Origin of the sequence: Sorangium sp. So ce834 (genome assembly GCF_051521425.1) — a bacterium.
Lineage (GTDB): Bacteria > Myxococcota_A > Polyangia > Polyangiales > Polyangiaceae > Sorangium > Sorangium cellulosum_D.
Window position 1 is genome coordinate 3,987,628 of sequence record NZ_CP150351.1, and the last position, 16,964, is coordinate 4,004,591.

Consider the following 16,964-nt stretch of genomic DNA (forward strand, 5'->3'; position numbering starts at 1 on the left):
GGCCAGGCTCGGCAACGCCTCTCCTCGTGCGATGGGCCGGTCAGGCCCGCGCGGCCACGCTGAACAGGATGACGCTGAACCCGCCGAAGCGGATCTTGTCGCCATCGCGCAGCTCGCGCCGGCCCTGGAAGCCGATCGCCTCCTCGTTGTGGAACGTCCCGTTGGTGGAGCCGAGGTCGGCGAGGACGAGCCGGCCGCCGTCGACCTCGATCGTCGCGTGGTGGGTCGAGGTCGTGCCGTGGGCGATCTCGATGTCGACCTTCTGCCCGGTCTCGGCGCGGCCGACGGAGTTCTTGCCTTGCCAGAGCGGCCAGAACCTGCCGAGCGGTTCGTCCTGGAAGCTCACGAGGAAGCCCGCGAGGGTGCGCCGCTCCTGGCCCCTCGGCGGCGCCGGCGTCGGCGGGCGCACGGCCGGCGGGGCGGACATGTACGGAGGCGGCGGCGCCGGCAGCGGCATGTTCTGCTGGGGCAGCGGCTCGCCGTAGCCGCCGATGCCGCCCCCCTGCTGCATGGGCGGCGGCGCGGACGGCCCCGGCTGGTTGGGCGCGTACGCCGTCTGGTTGAAGGCGTCGCCGCTCATCTGGATCCCGTCGAGGGCGATCGGGTGGCCGCCCTCCATGCAGAACGAGCCGCCTGCCGGGATCGCGTGCCCCTGCACGCAGCGCGCGCCCTGCGGCTGCGGCGGAGGGCCGAAGCCGGGCCGCGGGACCGGCGGGACGGGATAGCCGCCCTGCGGCTGCTCCGGGAAGCTCGGGGCCGGGCCGAAGCCGCCGCTGCCGCCCGGGGCGCCGAAGATCGGCGGCTCCGGCGGGAACGGCGGCGGCTTCAGCGGCAGCGGAGGAGGCGGCTGGGGAGCGCCGTAGCCGCCGGGCGGCGACCCGAAGGGCGGCGGGGGACCGAAGCCCGACGCGCCGCCCTCGGGCGGCGGCGGGAAGCCGGGCGGCGAGCCCGGCGGTGCCCCGAAGGGCGCCGGCGGCGGTGGACCAAAGCCGCCGCTCGGCGAGCCGAAGTTGGGAGGAGGCTCAGGGGGCGAGCCGAAGCCCGGGGCAGGAAACGGCGGAGGAGGAGGAGGCGGCGGCGGCGGAGGCGGCGCCCCGAACGCTCCGGGCCCGGACGGGGCGAGCGGCGAGGCGCACACGGCGCAGAATTTATCGGCGGGGGTCGCGGGCGCACCGCAACGCGGACAGAGCATGGTGATCCTTCTCGGGTTTCGCGGCGCCGCGGCGCCGCGGCCGCGAGCATACCGTGGGCGCTCGGCCGAGGATCAAGAAGAAGTATGCGGGAATCCTTGCCAGAGTCCGGCAATGCGGCTCGCGCGCGCCTGCTCGCCGCGCCGTCCGGCGCGCGTCTGCTGCGGCGCCGCGGCGCTGCGCCATGAGCGCCAGCGCGCGCTCGAACCCAGGGGCGGGTTGCCCCCTGGCCTCCTGATCTGGGGGAAAGTGCTCTGTGCGGCCGGGACGCCGGCCGGCGCGGATCAATCCTTCGCGTCGCGGACGCGGGCGGCCTTGCCGGCGAGGTTGCGCAGGTAGAAGAGCCGCGAGCGGCGGACCACGCCGCGCGAGACGATCTCGACCTTGTCGATGCGGGGGCTGTGGAGGAGGAAGATGCGCTCGACACCGACCGTGAAGCTCACCTTGCGCACGGTGAAGGTGCTCCGGACCCCGGCGCGGTGGCGCTTCAGCACCACGCCCTGGAACACCTGGATACGCTCCTTCTCGCCCTCGACGATCCGGTAGTGGACGCGCACCGTATCGCCGACGCGGAAATCCGGGATCCCCTCGCGGAACAGGGGAGCTTCGATCTTCGCGAGGATGTTCGAGGTCTGCATGGTCGGTCAATCCTTCAAGGGGTCGGGGATCCGTCTTCGCGGTCCCGTGCTCAAGGGGGCAGGGCCGCCGCAGTTCGTGGACTGCGTCCGGCGGAGCGGGGGCCGCGCGCGGCCCGGTGCTTCACGCCATGACGCAGATGCTTGCCCGGTTGCGGTTCCGGGAGCATGCGGCGCGAGCGCGGCCCGCGCGCCTCCCCGGAGGGTACCGGAGAGGTGCGGCATTATGCATGCGGGCGATCCCGTGTCAACGCCGGTCGCGGCGCACGTGCGCGCTCTCGCGAGCGCGCGGTCTCATTGATGGCTCATCGATGGCTCATCGATGGTTCAACGACGGACGGGGATGATCTGGACGCGGCGGGCCTCGCCCTCGCCGTCGCTCTTCGTGACGACGCCGGGGAACTTCGCCAGGGCCAGGTGGACGACGCGGCGGTCCTGCGGGTTCATCGGCTCGAAGGTGATGATCTTGCCCTCCTCGACCGCCTGCTTGCCGAGCCGGCGGGCCATGGAGGAGAGCGTGTCCTCGCGGCGCTGCCGGTAGCCCTCGGCGTCGATGATCACGTGGCGCCGCTTCTTGCCCGGCCGGTTGATCACGCGGTTGGCGAGGAACTGCAGCGCCGCGAGCGTCTGCCCCTTCTTGCCGATCACGCGACCGGCGTCCTTCCCCTCGATCTCGAGGCGGATCTCCTCGGGAGGATCCTCCTCCTCGTTCTCGAGCAGGTCGACGGTGCAGTCCATGCCCATCGCCGCGAGCACGTCGATGACGAAGTCGAGCGCGATGTCGGCGCGACCGTCCTCCTCGAACTCGGCCGCGTCTCCAGCGCCCTGCGCCTCTGCGTCGACATCGACGTCCGCCGCGTCGATTCCCCTTTCGGCAGCTTCACTATCCACGGACACGTGCTTTTCCCTTTCCGAGAGCAGGCGCCGACTTGTCGTCGCCCTGAGTCTTCTTCATCGCGGATTGGGGCTCCGCGTTCGCGATCTCTCGCACCTCGATGCCGCCGGCCCGTTCGTTCTTCGCCTTCAGGTACCGCTCGACGAGCACCTGCTGGCCGATGCCGAGCCAGGTGTTGGTCAACATGTAAACGCCGAGGCCGGCCGGGAGGAAGAGCATCATCGCGGTGAAGATGCCGGGCATGAGGTACATCATCATCTTCTGCTGCGCAGGGTCGCCCTGCGGGGGCATGAGCTTCTGCTGGATGAAGCTCGAGGCGCCGAGGACGATGGGGATGATGAAGTACTTCCCCGGGGCCGACAGGTCCGGGATCACGGGGCCGAACGGCGTGTGGTAGAGCTCCACCGCGGTCTGGAGCGCGGTGTAGAGGGCGAACCACACCGGCATCTGGAGCAGCATCGGGAAGCAGCCGATGACGGGGTTGGCGACCTTGTTCTTGCGCCAGAGCTCCTGCATCGCGAGGCCGCGCTGGGTGGCGTCGTCCTTGTACCTCGCGTTGAGCTCATCCATCTCCGGCTTGAGCTTGCGCATCGCCGCGGCGCTCTTGATCTGCTGGATGCTCAGCGGGAAGAGCAGGAGCCGGACGGTGATGGTGAGCAGGACGATCGCCCAGCCCCAGCTGCCCACGGCGCGGTAGAGGACGTAGAGGTACGAGACGAGGAGCTTCGCGATCGGCGAGAACCAGCCGAGGTTGATGACCTCGCTCGTCCCGTGGCCCACGGCGCCGAGCACGTCGCGCTCCTTCGGGCCGGTGAAGGAGAGGGCCTTGTAGGTGACCGCGCCGCCGGGCGCGAGCTCCTGCTCGGGGTAGGCGAGCCGCGCGCGGTAGACGTACCCGTGGCTCGGGTCCTTGGCCTTCTGCTGGAACTTCGACGTGTCCCAGATCTCCTCGATCTGGGTCTCGGCCACCGGCTTCCCGGGCCCCTCGAGCGGGATCGCGATCTTGCTGAAGTAGCTGCTCGAGACCGCGACGAAGCGCGCGTTGCCGGGCGTGCGGCGCCAGCGCTCTGCCGTGAACTCCTTGTCCTTGAAGTCGCCGGGCTCGAAGGCGTCGGGGTGCTGGCGCTCGGTCGTCTGGTCGGTCGCGGCGACCGTCTCGGTGATCCACTCCGAGATCAGGCCGAGGTGGCCCTCGGTCTCCTTCTGGGTTCGCCACGCGGTCTGCTCGAGGGCGAAGCGGTGCTTGCGCGGCTCCTGGGCGAGGTTCTCGACCGTCACCTGCAGCGACAGCTCGTACGGGCGCCCGGTGGCGGCGACGACCTTGGTGAGCCTCGTCGCGTCGTCGCTGTAGGTGAACGTGCAGCTCTTCCCGTCCTGCGCCGAGAGCTTCCAGTCGAGGTCGTCGAACGGCACCTGCTGCGCGTTGCCGCCCGGCAGGCGCAGATCCGTCCGGAGGGGCATCCGCGACTCGAGCGAGGTCGTGACCAGGTCCATCGGCCTGCGCTCGCCGTTGCCCGTCGTGTACTTCGGGTCGGTCATCCATACGTGCCGGACCGACCCGCCCCGCGTGGAGAGCTCGGCCTTGAACCGATCTCCGTCGATGACGCACGCCTCCGCGGGGGCGCGCTCCGCGGGGGCCGTGCTGTCGTTGACGTCGAGCGGCTGGAGCTGTTCCGCGCTCTCACCGAAGAGGAGCGGCTTGCCGAACTGGATGAACAGGATGATGGCGAGGCCGAGGAACAGCCACTTGGCGATATTGCTGCGTTCCATGAAGTCCTTCGTCGATCCCAGGATCTCGAGCTGCGCCCTTCGCTGCTGGCGTCTCGTGACGCCTCACGAGGCTGCCCAGGGTCGCTTCGGACGGGCTTTGCCCCGCGGGGCGTCGGGCGTCGTGCCGCCGGGGCCGTGTCGATGGTCGAGCGGGATTAGTCCATGAGGGTGACCCGGCCGCTGGAGCCCGCTCGCCGAGGGGGCGAGGCGTGCGAGGCGTGCTCCGTGCCAGTAGACGAACAGCGTGCCGTATCCCGCGGGTCAGCGTCCCGTGGCGTCGGCGCCCGAGCCGCCGCGCCACGGCGAAGACGAGGTGGTGGCGGAGGGTCGAACCCGCCCGGATGAAACGGGTGACACCTACACAGTCGCTTGAGCGAAAGCAAGCTCCCCCGAAGCGCTCCGTGACCCACGATGCAGGCGGCGGCGTAGCGCGAGCACGAGGGCTCGAACCGGCAGACCGGGCCCATCAACGCCACGATGACCTTGGAGAGCGTCATCTGGTAGGCGCGGATCAGCGCGAGGAGGAGCGTCGCCAGCATGCGGTGACCCGTGGATGAGCGGGGAGCTTGGGGCCCGGCGCACCACGGCGCAAGGTAAGCTACGTCATCGGACCGACGGATCCTCTGCGCCGCGCTCGTCCGCGGCCTTGGGCGCGCCGCGCGCCGCGGCGGGAGGCCCGCCGGCGAGCGCCTCCCGCGCCCGGCGCCGGAGCACCGGGACCACGCTGCGCAGCTCCGCGAGCACGTCGTCGAGGCCGAGCGCGCCGGCGCCGGTGCGCAAGATCACCACGATGTCGACGCGCTCCGGGAAGAGCTCCGGGAATCTCCGGAATGCCTCCCTGAGCAGGCGCTTCGCCCGGTTGCGGGCCACGGCGCCGCCGACCTTGCGCGAGGCGACGAGGCCCAGCCGAGGCGCCCCCGGTACGGGCTCGGGGGCGAGCGACGCGCTGCGCTCCGCGCGGCGGGAGCCCGCGCCGCGCGCGACCGCGTCGTTCGGGGCCGCGACGAGGATCAGCAGGTGCCGGGTGGTGACACGCTGACCCCCGTTCTGGATGCGGACGAAATCGGCCCGCTTGCGGATGCGGCGCCCGCGCGGGAACGACGAGGAGGAGGACGCCGACGAGCGCGGGCGCGCTGGCGCCATCACGCTCGTGTTACTTCTTGTAGATGGTGGGCGCGAGCCGGGCGCGGCCCTTGCGGCGGCGGTTGTTGATGACCTTGCGACCGCCGGCGGTCGCCATACGCGCACGGAAGCCGTGGGTCCGGGCGCGGCGGGTGTTGTGGGGCTGGTAAGTGCGCTTCATGGCTGGTCGTCCCTTGGCGTTTGGACCGCGAACGGCGGCGACCTGGCCGCACGTCAAGCGGGCGCGCAAGAAAGCACGACGTTTGGTCCAGGTCAACACCAGACGACGCGGCGCCGCCTCGGTTCGCCGTTCTCTCTCACCTTTCTAGGCACCTGGGTTAGCGTGTAGCCTCCGATCGACCGCGACGGCCGTTCTCAAGGGGTCACAGGAGGGAATTTGACGCGCACCGGTGGACATGTGGGGGAGAAGCAGCACGTGACTGCGCGGGGCGTCGGGCGACGCGCGCTGGGCGCTGCTGCGGCGGGAGCCCTGTTCCTGAGCGCGCTCCCTGCGAGCGCGCAGACCAGGACGTTCTACCTGGACCGGCTCACCATGGCCGGCGCTCCCGAGGACTCGATCGCGCTCTGGCGGCCGCAGGTGGCGCCGGACACGCGCTTCTTCGGTCAGTTCGGGCTCGGCTTCGGCCTCAATCCCTTCCGGGTCGAGAACATGCTGGACGACGAGCGCTCCGCGGAGCGGTTCAGCCGGGACTACGGCGCGCCGGTGTCCTCGCAGCTCATCGGGTACCTCAACGGGGGCGTCGAGTTCCTCGACCGCTTCAGCGTCCAGGTGGGGCTGCCGTTCATCGCCTTCCAGACGAGCAACCAGACGAACGACTCGACCATCGCCGGCGCGCAGGACGCGGCGAGCCCGTCGGCCGCCGCGCTCATGGACCTGCGGCTCGACGCGCGGGCGATCCTGTACCGGTCCGACGATCGCTTCTTCAAGCTCGGCGTCAACGCGGCGGCGTGGGTGCCGACGGGCCACAGGTTCTCGTTCGCCGGCGACAAGAGCGCGAGCGCGCTGATCGGGCTCTCGGGCGAGATCGACCTCAAGAGCATGTTCTTCGTGCTGAACACCGGGGTGCACTTCCGGCCCTACGCCTCGCTCAACGACTTCGACGTGTCGCACGAGTGGCGGTGGGGCATCGGCGGCTTCGTCCCGCTGCGGAACGGGACCTTGCGGCTCGGCGCGCAGCTGTTCGGATCGACCGGGCTCGGCCGGGGCACGACGTTCGACGGGGACAACACCCCGCTCGAGTGGATGGCCGAGGGGCGGCTCGCCCTCGACCAGCGGAAGAAGGCGTGGCTCGGGGTCGGCGGCGGCACGCGGCTCACCGGCGGCTATGCGCCGGATTTCCGGCTGACCGGGGTCATCGGCTACGCGTTCGGCATCTCGGACGTCGAGCCCATGTCGCCCGGCAGGCGCTTCCAGGCGCCCCCGCCGCGCGCCGCGGACACGGACAAGGACGGCTACCCGGACGACATCGACCTCTGCCCGACCGATCCCGAGGACAACAAGCCGCCGAACCCCAGCGACGGCTGCCCGGCGCTGCCGGATCGCGACGGCGACGGCATCCCCGACGTCAGCGACAAGTGCCCGGACGAGCCCGAGGATTTCGACAAGATCAACGACGCCGACGGCTGCCCGGAGGACGACGCCGACGAGGACAAGATCCCGGACGCGAAGGACGCCTGCCCCAAGGAGCCGGGCGAGCCGAGTGCGGATCCGGCGAAGAACGGCTGCCCGCAGTTCATCCGCCGCATCACGGGCTCGAGCGAGATCCAGATCCTGAAGCAGGTGCAGTTCGCCACCGGCAGCGCGCGGATCCTGCCGAACAGCTACGGCATCCTCGACGAGGTCGTCCGGCTGCTCAAGGTGAACCCCGAGATCACGCTCGTCGCGATCGAGGGCCACACGGACAACCGCGGGTCCGATCAGCTCAACGAGCGGCTCTCGAACGACCGCGCGCACTCGGTGAGGACCTACCTCATCGAACGTGGCGGCATCGATCCGGCGCGGCTCACGGCGGCGGGCTTCGGGCCGCGGCGGCCGATCGAGACCAACGACACCGAGGCCGGGCGCCAGAAGAACCGGCGCGTCGAGTTCCACATCCGGGAGAGCAACACGGGGGGCAACAAGGCTTCCGGCAACACCGGCGGCAACAGTGGCGGCACGGTCACGCCCTAGATCCGAGATCCGGGCGGCGCGCGCGGGCGTCCTGCTGAGCGCAGCGCTCGCGTCCGCGTGCGGCCCGGAGCAGGGCACGCCCTATCGCTGCAGCTGCACCTTCGTCACCGACTTCGACGCCGACGCGAAGCTGGACGTCGAGGTCTGCTCGAAGGCCGAGGCCCGCGCCGAGGGCGTCGGGCGCGGGTGCGCGCAGACCCACGCGCCCGGCCCGGTGTCCGGATGCTCGTGCTCGAGCGTCCCGGCGCGCGGGCCGTGCGAGCTCAGCGCCTGCCGCGTCACCCCAGCAGCGCCTTGAGCTCGGCCGGGGTCGTCACCGGCGCCGAGCACGTCCGCCCGCGGCACACGTAGGCGACGGCCGAGCCCGGGCGCGCCGGCTTGCCCTCGGCGACGACCTGCGCCGCCGCGGCGGTCTCCGGGCGCGCCGGATCCACGAGCACGACCGCCCGGTTCGGCAGGTAAGCCTTGAACGCCTCGCGCGCGAGCTCGCCCGACGCGGACGAGCCCGCCTCGCCGACCACGACGACCGTCACGCTGCCGCGCGCGAGGCGGTCGAGCACGCACACGGTCTGGCTGAGGCCGAAGGGGTTCTCGACGGCGGCCGGGGCGAGGGCCTCGAGCTGCCGCTCCGCCGGCGGGAGGTAGCGCTCGTCGGCGATCTCGGCGAGGCGCAGGCAGAGGAGCGCCGCCATCGAGGTGGCCGACGGCGCGGCCTGGTCGTAGATGTCCTGCGTGCGCGCGATGAGCGCGTCGCCGTCGTCCGGCGTGAAGAAGAACCCGCGCGCGGCGTCGTCCCAGTGGTGCGCGATCATCGCGTCGGCGATCGCGCGCGCGACGCCGACGTAGCGCGGGTCGGAGGTGACCTCGTAGAGATCGAGGGCCGCGTTCCCGAGGTACGCCTGGTCGTCCAGGAAGCCCGGCCGCACGTCGGCCGCGCCGTCGCCGCCCGCGGCCTTCGCGCCCGCGGGCGCGCCGTCCTTGAGGTACCGGCCGACGCGGCCGCCGCGCACGAGCTTCTGCTCGAGCGCCGCGAAGGCGCGCGCCGCCGCGTCGACCCAGGCGGGCTCATCCATGGCGCGGCCCGCGTCGGCGAGTGCCCCGATGAGCAGCCCGTTCCAGCTCGCGAGCACCTTGTCGTCGCGCGCCGGCCGGGGCCTCGCCTCGCGCGCGGCGAGCATCTTGACCCTGGCGCGCGCGAGCGCCTCGCGGCACCGCTCGAGGTGCGCCGCGGAGCCGCCGCCGGGGCCCGCGTCGAGGATCGCCGCGGCCTGCTCGAGCGTGCGGTGCTGCGAGAGCACCGTCGCGCCGGTGTGCTCGAAGTTGCCCTCCTCGGTGACGCCGAAGACGAGGCGGGCCACGTCGTAGGCGAGCGGATCCTCGCCGACGGCCGCGCGCAGCTGGTCGAGCGTCCACACGAAGAACTTGCCCTCGCTCCCCTCGGAGTCGGCGTCCTGCGACGCGTAGAACCCGCCTTCCGGGGCGCGCATCTCGGCGAGCAGGTAGCCCACGATCTCGCGCGCCGTCTCGGCGTAGATCGGCTTCTTGAACGCGCGGAAGCCGTCGGCGTACAGGCGCAGGAGGAGCGCGTTGTCGTAGAGCATCTTCTCGAAGTGGGGCACGAGCCAGCGCTCGTCCGTGGAGTAGCGGTGGAAGCCGCCGCGCAGGTGATCCCAGATGCCGCCGTCGCGCATCCGATCGAGCGTGAGCTCGACGCTCTCCGCCGCGACGCGATCGCCCTCCAGCACGCCGCGGCGGAGCAGCACGTCGAGCGACATCGTGTTCGGGAACTTCGGCCGCGTGCCGATGCCGCCGTGGCGGTTGTCGAAGCGCGCGAGCAGCTGCCGCGACGCGCGCTGGAGCAGGTCCGACGAGGCGGGCTCGACGGCGCTCGCCGCCCCCGCGGCGCTCGCCGGCCCCGCGGCGCTCGCCGGCGCGCGCTGCACGCGCTCGATCGCCTGGGTGATCTCCTTCGCCTGGAGCTCGACGTCGCCGCGCCGGTTCCTGTAGGCGTCGGCGACCGCGTCGAGGACCTTCGGGAAGCCGGGCATGCCGTGCTTGTCCCTCGGCGGGAAGTACGTGCCCGCGAAGAAGGGCCGCTGGTCGGGGGTGAGGAACACGGTCAGCGGCCAGCCGCCGCTCCGGCCCATGAGCTGCACGACGAGCTGGTAGATGTGATCGAGGTCGGGCCGCTCTTCCCGGTCGACCTTGATGTTCACGAAGAGCTCGTTCATGCGGCGGGCGATCGCCTCGTCCTCGAACGACTCGCGCTCCATCACGTGGCACCAGTGGCATGCGGCGTAGCCGATGGACAGGAGGATCGGCTTGTCCTCGCGCCGCGCGAGCTCGAGCGCCTCGGCGCCCCACGGGTACCACGCGACCGGGTTGTGCGCGTGCTGCAGGAGGTACGGCGAGGACTCGCTCGCGAGCCGGTTCGTGGGGGATGCCATGGGGCCCACCTAGCGCCGGGCGAGGGGGGCCGCCAGCCGGGCGGCGGGCGGCGGCGGGCCTGGCCGCGCCGGGCTACGCCCGCTCCAGCACGAGCGCGCAGTTGTGCCCGCCGAAGCCCGCCGAGCACTTCACCGCGTGACGCAGATCGACCGAACGGCGCTCGCGGACGATGTCCAGGGCGCACTCCGGATCGAGCTCATCCACGTTGATCGACGGGTGCAGCAGCTGGTCGCGCAGCGAGCACACGACCGCGATCGTCTCCACGGCGCCGGCGCCGCCGAGCAGGTGCCCGATCATCGACTTCGTCGCCGAGATCGGGATGCGCGGGAGGCGCTCGCCGAAGACGCGCCGGAGGGCGAGCACCTCGGCGGCGTCGCCCTGCGGCGTCGAGGTCGCGTGCGGGTTGATGTACCCGATCGCCGCCGGCGCGACGCCCGCCCTGGCGAGGGCGCGCTCCAGCGAGAGCGCGAGCCCGAGCCCCTCCGAGTGCGGCCGCGTGAGGTGCTCGGCGTCCGTGGTCATCCCGAAGCCGGCCACGACGGCGAGCGGCCTCGCGCCGCGCGCCCGCGCGTGCTGCTCCTCCTCGAGCACGAGCGCGCCCGCGCCCTCGCCCATCACGAAGCCCTGGCGCCGCCGGTCGAACGGGCGGCTCGCGCGCGTCGGGTCGCCGTCGACCGCCTTGGCGAGCGCCTTCGCGTTGCCGAACCCCGCGACGGTGTTGAGCCGCGTCGCGGCCTCGGCGCCCCCCGCGACCATCACGTCGGCCTCCCCCGCCTCGATCAGCAGGGCCGAGGTCGCGATCGAGTGCGTGCCCGTCGCGCACGCGCTCGCGAGGTTGTACGACGGCCCCATGAGCCCGTAGCGCATGGCGATGAGCGCCGCCGCGCCGTTCGGCATGACGCCCGGGATGAAGTAAGGCGACACGGCCCTCGGGCCGCGCGCCGCGCTCCTCGCGACCTGCTCCTCGAAGATCTCGACGGAGCCCATCCCGGTCGACATCAGGCACCCGATGCGGGTCCGGTCGAGGACGCCGTCGCCCGGCGGCGCCGCGCCCGGCGCCCCGCCCTCCGCCGCCTCGTCGTCGGCGGCGGGGGCACGCTGGAGCGGCGCGATGCCCGCCTCGCGCAGCGCCTCCACCGCGGCCGCGAGGCTCAGGTGGGTCACGCGGCCGTAGATGTCCGCCTCCTTGGGCGACAGGTACTTCCCGACGTCGAACCCCTTCACGCTGGCGGCGATGTCGCTGCGGAGCTTGTCGACGGGGAAATCGCGGATGTAGTCCACGCCGGATCGGCCGGCGAGGAGGTTCTGCCAGGTGGTCGCGACGTCGTTGCCCAGCGGGCAGACGGCGCCGATCCCGGTCACGACGACGCGCCTTCGCATCGGACTGCTCGTGCTCGCTTTAGGAAGGGGAAGGGGTTCAGGGAGGGGCGGACGCGCTCAGGCGGACAGCGCCTGCGGGGCGGCGTCGTTCAGGTTGGGGGCGATCGCGAGGCCCTCGATCGACGTGTCGCGGCGGCGCTCTCCGCCGCGGCGCAGATCGAGCGCGGCGCGCTGGGCCGCGAGCATCTCGTGACGGCTCACCCCGAGGTACTTGAGGATCGGCATGTAGACCTTCTGGATGAACACGTTCCGATCGACGCCCGCCTCGCGCATCTTCAGGATGCGCGAGTCGTAGTCGGGGACGATCCCGACGCCCGGCATCTCGAAGTTCGCGAACACGTGCGCCATGTCGGCGAGCGTGCCCTGCCGGTCCTCCTCGAGCAGCACCTTGATGACGCTCTGGTAGAAGCGGCAGTGAGCGATCTCGTCGCGGGCGATGTAGTCGTAGATCGCCCGCAGGCACTCGTCGCCCTCCCCCGCCGCGCGCTCCCGGTGCTTCACGTAGATGACGAACGTCGCCATCTCCTGCACGCAGCCGTAGAACGTCATCTGCCGCGGCGTGTGGAACGGGAGGTCCCACTTCTTCGCGAAGATCTGGTGCTGCAGATCGGTGAGCTGCTCCTCGGTGCGCTTGCCGGATCGCAGGAGGTACTGCATCAGCGTGAGCGAGTGCTTCGACTCCTCGTAGGCCCAGTTCGCCTGGAACCACGCCTGGCCGAAGTAGCTGCGCACGAGGTTGATGCCGTTCGACACGTAGTCGGGCAGGTACATCTCGACCGAGCAGAACGTCTCCGCGCAGAGCGCGAGCTCCTCGCTCGCCTCCTTGTTCACGCGGTCCCAGGGGATGTCCTCGAAGATGTTCCAGCGGCGCTCGCGCTCCGCCTTCTCGAAGAACGTCATGTACTCCCGGAAGATCTTCTCCTCGAGCCGGCTCATGCGCTCGCCTCCAGCCGCTCCCCGACCTTCTTGCAGAGGTCGCCCACGGTGATGAGCTCGACCAGATCCTCGTCCGGAATCATGATCCCGAGCTCGGTCTCCATCTCTCCGACGATCTGCATCATCGAGAGCGAGTCGATGCCGAGCTCCGTGATCACCGACGCCGCGGTGACGTTGGGGAACTCGCGCTTGTCCACGCGGGCGGCAACCGTCTTGAACATCTCGAGCAGATTGGTCTTGTCCGTCATGGTTCAGTCGATCCTGCGAAGCTCGTATTGAGCGAGGGAGCTGTAGTGCTTGTCGAACGCGTTCACGCACGTCGACAGGTAACGATCGTAGTCGTCGAAGACCTTGTCCCCCCACGTCGACCGGATGGTCTTCTCGTTCAGCCTGAGCCGGCGGAGCCACTCCGCGGTGGTGCGCTGGTAGTGCTCGCGCCGCGTGTTCACCTGCATCACCTCCCAGTAGGGGTTCGCCGCCTGGATGATGTCCTCGAGCCGCGGGTTCAAGCCCCCGGGGAAGATCTCCTTGGTGACGAAGTAGATGTCCTCCAGCTCCTTCCTCGTGCCGGCCGGGAGCCCGCCCCAGGGCGTCATCCGCGGCGTCCGGTTGCGGAGGATCGTCTGGAGGCCGAACCAGGCGCCCTTGTTCGTGAGCTCCCAGGCCTTCTTGAAGTACGCCCGGTAGATGTCGATCGCCTTGCCCTGGCGCGCCTCCTCCGGCGAGCAGAGGTGGTCGATCATGCAGATCGAGATCAGGCTGTCGAACCGCTCGGGCGTCGTGAAGGTCCGGAAGTCGCCGCCGATCACCTCGACGCCGGGGATCTTGCGGGCGTTCACCTCCGCGGCCTGCGCGGTGGACAGGGTGACGCCGACCGCGCGTTTCACGCCGCGCGCCGAGGCCACGTACTCGAGGGCCGCGCCCCACCCGCAGCCGATGTCGAGGACCTTCTTCTCGGGCCCCACCTTGGCGAAGTCCGACAGGATCCGGAGCTTGTTCAGCTGCGCGGCCTCGAGCGACTGCTCGGGGGACTCGTAGACGGCGCAGGTGTAGTTCATGCGCTCGTCGAGCCACAGCCTGAAGAACTCGTTCGAGACGTCGTAGCTGACCTCGACCTCGGACTTACTGGATCCCATCGATGACTCCTTCGACACGTGCCGGGGCGCCGCCCGCGCGGCCCCCTTCGGTTCGCGCCGCCGCTCCGCTCGCGCGGACCGCGTCGGCTTGGGGAGAGGGCGTGACGCCCTCGTCAACGTCCGAGGCGACCTCGAGCTCGCCGGCCTCGAATCGCCGCTTCATCTCGCGGCGCCGCACCTTGCCGCTCGACGTCTTGGCCAGCGTCCCCCGCTTGATGAGCGCGACCTCGGACAGCTGGACGCCGAGCTGGGCGCGCACCGCCTGGAGGATCGCCTGCGCCACGCTGGCCACGCCACGCTTGACCTCGGCGACGACGACCGCCCGCTCGGCCCCCGACGCGGTGAGGCACGAGAACGCGACGCAGTGGCCCTCGCGCACCCCTTCCACGGAGGAGGCGACGCGCTCGATGTCCTGGGGGAAATAGTTCTTGCCGCCGAGGATGATGAGATCCTTCGAGCGGCCGCAGAGGTACACCTCGCCGGCCACGGTATAGCCGAGATCGCCCGTCCGCAGCCAGCCCCCTCCGAACGCGGCCTTGGTCGCCTCCGGCTCGTTGAAGTACCCGGCGGCGACGCTCGGGCCGCGCACCCAGATCTCGCCCACCTCGCGCTCGCCGAGCGGCGCGCCGTCGGGCCCCGCGATGATGAGCTCGTGACAGGGGAGGGGACGGCCGCAGGAGACGAGCTCCAGCGACGCGCCGCCGTTCGCGGGCCGCGCCTTGCCGGACTGCATCGCCTTCGCGTCCACGCGGTCGGTGGTGAGCGGGGCCGCGAGGTCGCTGAACGTGATCGCCAGCGTGGCCTCGGCCATGCCGTACGACGGCAGGATGCTCTCCGGGCGGAGCCCGTGCTTGCCGAAGCGATCGAGGAACGCGCGGAGCACGTCGGCCTGGATCGGCTCGGCCCCGCACCCGAGCGCGCGCAGGCAGGAGAGGTCCCACTGGCCCGCCTGCGCCTCGGTGACGGCGCGCGTCGCCAGGGCGAAGGCGAAGTTCGGGGCGAACGTGATCGTGCCGCGGAACCTGTGGATCGCGTCGAGCCAGAGCGAGGGGCGGCGGATGAACGCCGTCGTCGGCAGGAACATCACCGGCACGAGCGCGTAGAGCGGCGCGATGACGAAGCCGATGAGCCCCATGTCGTGGTAGAGCGGCAGCCAGCTGACCCCGCGGTCTTCCGGGGTGGAGCGCAGCCCGTCGAACATGATCGCGTGGCTGTTCACCGTCAGGTTGCGGTGGGTCACCATCACGCCCTTGGGCCGCGAGGTGCTCCCCGACGTGAACTGCAGGAACGCGAGGTCGTCGAGGGACACCCGCCACGGCTCCGCCGCGTCCGACGCGTCGAACCCCTCGGGCTCGCGCAGATCGCGCTCCAGGACGACGCGCAGGGCCGCCGGGCCATCGCCGCTCGCGGCGAGGTGGGCGTCGATCATCTCCTTGAGCGGCTCGTTCGTGACGAGCACGCGCGCGCCGGAGGCGGCGAGGATGTGCTGCACCGTCTCGCTGTACGCCTCGAGCTTGGCCAGCGACTGCGGCGGATACATCGGGACCGCGACGATGCCGGCCGTGAGCGCGCCCACGAAGGTCAGGACGAACTCGTCGGCCTCGGCCAGGATCAGGGCGACGCGGTCGCCCTTCTTGAGCCCGAGCTTGCGCAGCGCGTGGGCCCTGCGCCGCGCCTCGAGCCAGAGCTCGGCGTAGCTGACCGACCGCTCGTCTCCCGAGCTGCGCATGAACGTGATCGCTCGGTCGGCGTGCACCGAATTTTGCTGGAGAACTTCGACGAACGTTCGCATGGCTCTCTGCTGGCTCAGACCGGCCGGACGTAGGTATCCGTCCGACAAGGACGCCCGGGGCTTGAGTGAGCGCAGCCATAAGCGAAATCCGGGCCAGGGCAAACAGAAAACAATGGAATTCGGGTTTGAGCCTGATTCCGCGATGCAGGCTCATGAATCCGCCTGATCCTGGCGTCCCGGGTGACGAAAATCCGTGCGCAGAGTGCGTCGAATATTCGTCACATCGGCCCAGGTGTGCGAACCGGGCTTCGCGCAGCGCGGGCGGCCGCCCGCCTCGACGCACAAAAACGAAGAGGCGCCGGTCGCCCGGCGCCTCCCGATCTCATGCGCGACGTCGCCGGCTACTCGCCGTCGTCCATGCCCGGCATGCCCATGCCCGGCATGCCCATGTGGCCCGCGGCCTCGTCGTCGTGGGGGTTCGCGTCCTTCTTGTCGTCCTTCTTCTCGCTCTTCTCGAACCTCTTCTGGTCCGCGAGGGCCCAGTCGGCCGACCACGACGACAGCACGTAGATCGTGCCGTCGCCGCCTTCCTTGACGGCGTAGCGGCTCTGGCCCTTCGCGGTCTTGCCCACCTTGATGGTGTGGTCGCCCGCGTTGTCCTTGAGCTTGATCGTGACGATGCCGCCGTTCGTGGTCGGCGCGTCGAGCCCGGTGTCGGCGTCCGACTTGCCGTCGCCGAAGTCCTCCGCGCCGAGGGTCTTGAAGGCGCGGAGCAGGTCCTTCACCTTCGCCTCGTCGAACTTCTCCCACTTGGCGGAGGCCGCGCCGAGCTTGCCGCCCTTGTCGCGGGGCGCGAACGTGCCGGCCCACTTGTCGCCGTTCTTCGAGAAGCTGAACAGGCCGTTCTTGTTCTCGACCGAGGCCTGGATCACGTTCTCGTCCTCGAACTTGAGGATCGAGTTCTCGCGCCAGTTCTTCGGCTCCCGCGTGTAGAGGTAGCTCGAGTAGCCGCCCGCGATGTAGACGCCGTCCTTGCCGTCGACGCGCGACATCTGCCCGCGCGACCCGCTCTTGCCGAAGTACATGTCGAGCGCCTTCTCGTCGCCCTTGTACGCGACCACGTGGACGGCCTTCTCGTCCGTGAGCTCGTACTGGCCGTAGGTGCCGCTCGTCCTGTCGATCACCTCCTTCAGCTTGAGCTCCTTCAGGTTGTCGAGCAGGCTCCGCACGTTCGCCGCGTTCGCCTTGGCGTTCACGGGCTTCGTGACCTCCCACGTGTCGCCCTTCTTCTCGAGCGTCACGTCGGACTTGTCGGCGTTCTTGATCGAGATCTTCGTGATCTTCTCGACGTCGTCCTTCGAGACCCCGACGCTCGGCAAGTCCGCCGTCGCGGCGGTCGCCGAGTGGGCGGCGAGCTGGTCCTTTTGCCGCTTCTGCGTGAGGAACACGCCGACGCCGAGGAGCGCGAGGACGACGAGGGCGATGTAGATTTTATGCTCGGTCTTCATGGCTCTTTCACCCACCATCGC

The 16,964-nt window shown here is 70.7% G+C and carries 16 protein-coding genes; 1 reads left to right on the forward strand and 15 read right to left on the reverse strand.

All coding sequences use genetic code 11. The features are described 5' to 3' along the window. Positions 1 to 40 precede the first annotated feature (40 nt). From WMF20_RS14530 to rpmH, 7 genes are all read right to left on the reverse strand, one after another. Complete coding sequence (locus WMF20_RS14530; RefSeq protein ID WP_437614107.1) at positions 41 to 1,192, reverse strand: FHA domain-containing protein; 1,152 nt, start codon at positions 1,190 to 1,192, stop codon at positions 41 to 43. A 282-nt stretch (positions 1,193 to 1,474) separates the two neighbouring features. Continuing rightward, on the reverse strand, positions 1,475 to 1,828 hold the full coding sequence (rplS, locus tag WMF20_RS14535; RefSeq protein ID WP_020734977.1) for a 50S ribosomal protein L19: 354 nt from the start codon (positions 1,826 to 1,828) through the stop codon (positions 1,475 to 1,477). Between the two features lie 324 nt (positions 1,829 to 2,152). Continuing rightward, positions 2,153 to 2,716, reverse strand: coding sequence for a protein jag (locus tag WMF20_RS14540; RefSeq protein ID WP_236644599.1), 564 nt, complete (start codon positions 2,714 to 2,716; stop codon positions 2,153 to 2,155). Next, a complete protein-coding gene (yidC, locus tag WMF20_RS14545) occupies positions 2,709 to 4,490 on the reverse strand; it encodes a membrane protein insertase YidC (RefSeq protein WP_437614109.1) in 1,782 nt (593 codons plus the stop codon). The genes WMF20_RS14540 and yidC overlap by 8 nt, the downstream gene beginning before the upstream one ends. A 155-nt stretch (positions 4,491 to 4,645) precedes the next feature. Beyond that, the gene (yidD, locus tag WMF20_RS14550; protein ID WP_437614111.1) at positions 4,646 to 5,029 is read right to left on the reverse strand and encodes a membrane protein insertion efficiency factor YidD; all 384 of its coding nucleotides are present in this window, start codon (positions 5,027 to 5,029) and stop codon (positions 4,646 to 4,648) included. 64 nt (positions 5,030 to 5,093) lie between these two features. Beyond that, positions 5,094 to 5,633, reverse strand: a complete 540-nt coding sequence (gene rnpA, locus WMF20_RS14555) for a ribonuclease P protein component (protein ID WP_437617122.1) — start codon at positions 5,631 to 5,633, stop codon at positions 5,094 to 5,096. Between the two features lie 10 nt (positions 5,634 to 5,643). Then, positions 5,644 to 5,793: a 50S ribosomal protein L34 gene (gene rpmH / locus WMF20_RS14560; protein WP_012235155.1), complete on the reverse strand. Its 150-nt coding sequence runs from the start codon at positions 5,791 to 5,793 to the stop codon at positions 5,644 to 5,646. 255 nt (positions 5,794 to 6,048) lie between these two features. Here rpmH and WMF20_RS14565 point away from each other — a divergent pair, with 255 nt between their 5' ends. After that, positions 6,049 to 7,803, forward strand: coding sequence for an OmpA family protein (locus WMF20_RS14565; RefSeq protein ID WP_437614113.1), 1,755 nt, complete (start codon positions 6,049 to 6,051; stop codon positions 7,801 to 7,803). 81 nt (positions 7,804 to 7,884) lie between these two features. Here WMF20_RS14565 and WMF20_RS14570 read toward each other — a convergent pair whose 3' ends face one another. The 8 genes from WMF20_RS14570 to WMF20_RS14605 form a co-directional block, all read right to left on the reverse strand. Continuing rightward, positions 7,885 to 8,085: a hypothetical protein gene (locus WMF20_RS14570; RefSeq protein WP_129574913.1), complete on the reverse strand. Its 201-nt coding sequence runs from the start codon at positions 8,083 to 8,085 to the stop codon at positions 7,885 to 7,887. Then, positions 8,082 to 10,250: a thioredoxin domain-containing protein gene (locus WMF20_RS14575; RefSeq protein WP_437614115.1), complete on the reverse strand. Its 2,169-nt coding sequence runs from the start codon at positions 10,248 to 10,250 to the stop codon at positions 8,082 to 8,084. Before WMF20_RS14575 ends, WMF20_RS14570 begins: the two co-directional genes overlap by 4 nt. Before the next feature lie 73 nt (positions 10,251 to 10,323). After that, entirely contained in the window at positions 10,324 to 11,631 is a 1,308-nt protein-coding gene (locus WMF20_RS14580) for a beta-ketoacyl-[acyl-carrier-protein] synthase family protein (RefSeq protein WP_437614117.1), read from the reverse strand. Between the two features lie 57 nt (positions 11,632 to 11,688). Further along, a complete protein-coding gene (locus WMF20_RS14585) occupies positions 11,689 to 12,567 on the reverse strand; it encodes an acyl-ACP desaturase (RefSeq protein WP_129574916.1) in 879 nt (292 codons plus the stop codon). Further along, positions 12,564 to 12,815, reverse strand: a complete 252-nt coding sequence (locus WMF20_RS14590; RefSeq protein ID WP_061617417.1) for an acyl carrier protein — start codon at positions 12,813 to 12,815, stop codon at positions 12,564 to 12,566. Before WMF20_RS14590 ends, WMF20_RS14585 begins: the two co-directional genes overlap by 4 nt. A 3-nt stretch (positions 12,816 to 12,818) precedes the next feature. Further along, positions 12,819 to 13,703 carry a class I SAM-dependent methyltransferase gene (locus WMF20_RS14595; RefSeq protein WP_129574917.1) on the reverse strand — a complete coding sequence of 295 codons (885 nt, stop codon included), beginning with the start codon at positions 13,701 to 13,703 and terminating at the stop codon, positions 12,819 to 12,821. Beyond that, positions 13,690 to 15,495 carry a fatty acyl-AMP ligase gene (locus tag WMF20_RS14600; RefSeq protein ID WP_437614120.1) on the reverse strand — a complete coding sequence of 602 codons (1,806 nt, stop codon included), beginning with the start codon at positions 15,493 to 15,495 and terminating at the stop codon, positions 13,690 to 13,692. Before WMF20_RS14600 ends, WMF20_RS14595 begins: the two co-directional genes overlap by 14 nt. A gap of 341 nt (positions 15,496 to 15,836) precedes the next feature. Beyond that, positions 15,837 to 16,943, reverse strand: coding sequence for a DUF4340 domain-containing protein (locus WMF20_RS14605; RefSeq protein ID WP_129574919.1), 1,107 nt, complete (start codon positions 16,941 to 16,943; stop codon positions 15,837 to 15,839). Between the last annotated feature and the right edge of the window lie 21 nt (positions 16,944 to 16,964).

Excerpts from the sequence above, each read along its gene's own strand:
- WMF20_RS14530 (WP_437614107.1), bottom strand. The coding sequence starts at position 1,192 with ATGCTCTGTCCGCGTTGCGGTGCGCCCGCGACCCCCGCCGATAAATTC.
- rplS (WP_020734977.1), bottom strand. The coding sequence starts at position 1,828 with ATGCAGACCTCGAACATCCTCGCGAAGATCGAAGCTCCCCTGTTCCGC.
- yidC (WP_437614109.1), bottom strand. The coding sequence starts at position 4,490 with ATGGAACGCAGCAATATCGCCAAGTGGCTGTTCCTCGGCCTCGCCATC.
- yidD (WP_437614111.1), bottom strand. The coding sequence starts at position 5,029 with ATGCTGGCGACGCTCCTCCTCGCGCTGATCCGCGCCTACCAGATGACG.
- rnpA (WP_437617122.1), bottom strand. The coding sequence starts at position 5,633 with ATGGCGCCAGCGCGCCCGCGCTCGTCGGCGTCCTCCTCCTCGTCGTTC.
- rpmH (WP_012235155.1), bottom strand. The coding sequence starts at position 5,793 with ATGAAGCGCACTTACCAGCCCCACAACACCCGCCGCGCCCGGACCCAC.
- WMF20_RS14575 (WP_437614115.1), bottom strand. The coding sequence starts at position 10,250 with ATGGCATCCCCCACGAACCGGCTCGCGAGCGAGTCCTCGCCGTACCTC.
- WMF20_RS14580 (WP_437614117.1), bottom strand. The coding sequence starts at position 11,631 with ATGCGAAGGCGCGTCGTCGTGACCGGGATCGGCGCCGTCTGCCCGCTG.
- WMF20_RS14585 (WP_129574916.1), bottom strand. The coding sequence starts at position 12,567 with ATGAGCCGGCTCGAGGAGAAGATCTTCCGGGAGTACATGACGTTCTTC.
- WMF20_RS14590 (WP_061617417.1), bottom strand. The coding sequence starts at position 12,815 with ATGACGGACAAGACCAATCTGCTCGAGATGTTCAAGACGGTTGCCGCC.
- WMF20_RS14595 (WP_129574917.1), bottom strand. The coding sequence starts at position 13,703 with ATGGGATCCAGTAAGTCCGAGGTCGAGGTCAGCTACGACGTCTCGAAC.
- WMF20_RS14600 (WP_437614120.1), bottom strand. The coding sequence starts at position 15,495 with ATGCGAACGTTCGTCGAAGTTCTCCAGCAAAATTCGGTGCACGCCGAC.
- WMF20_RS14605 (WP_129574919.1), bottom strand. The coding sequence starts at position 16,943 with ATGAAGACCGAGCATAAAATCTACATCGCCCTCGTCGTCCTCGCGCTC.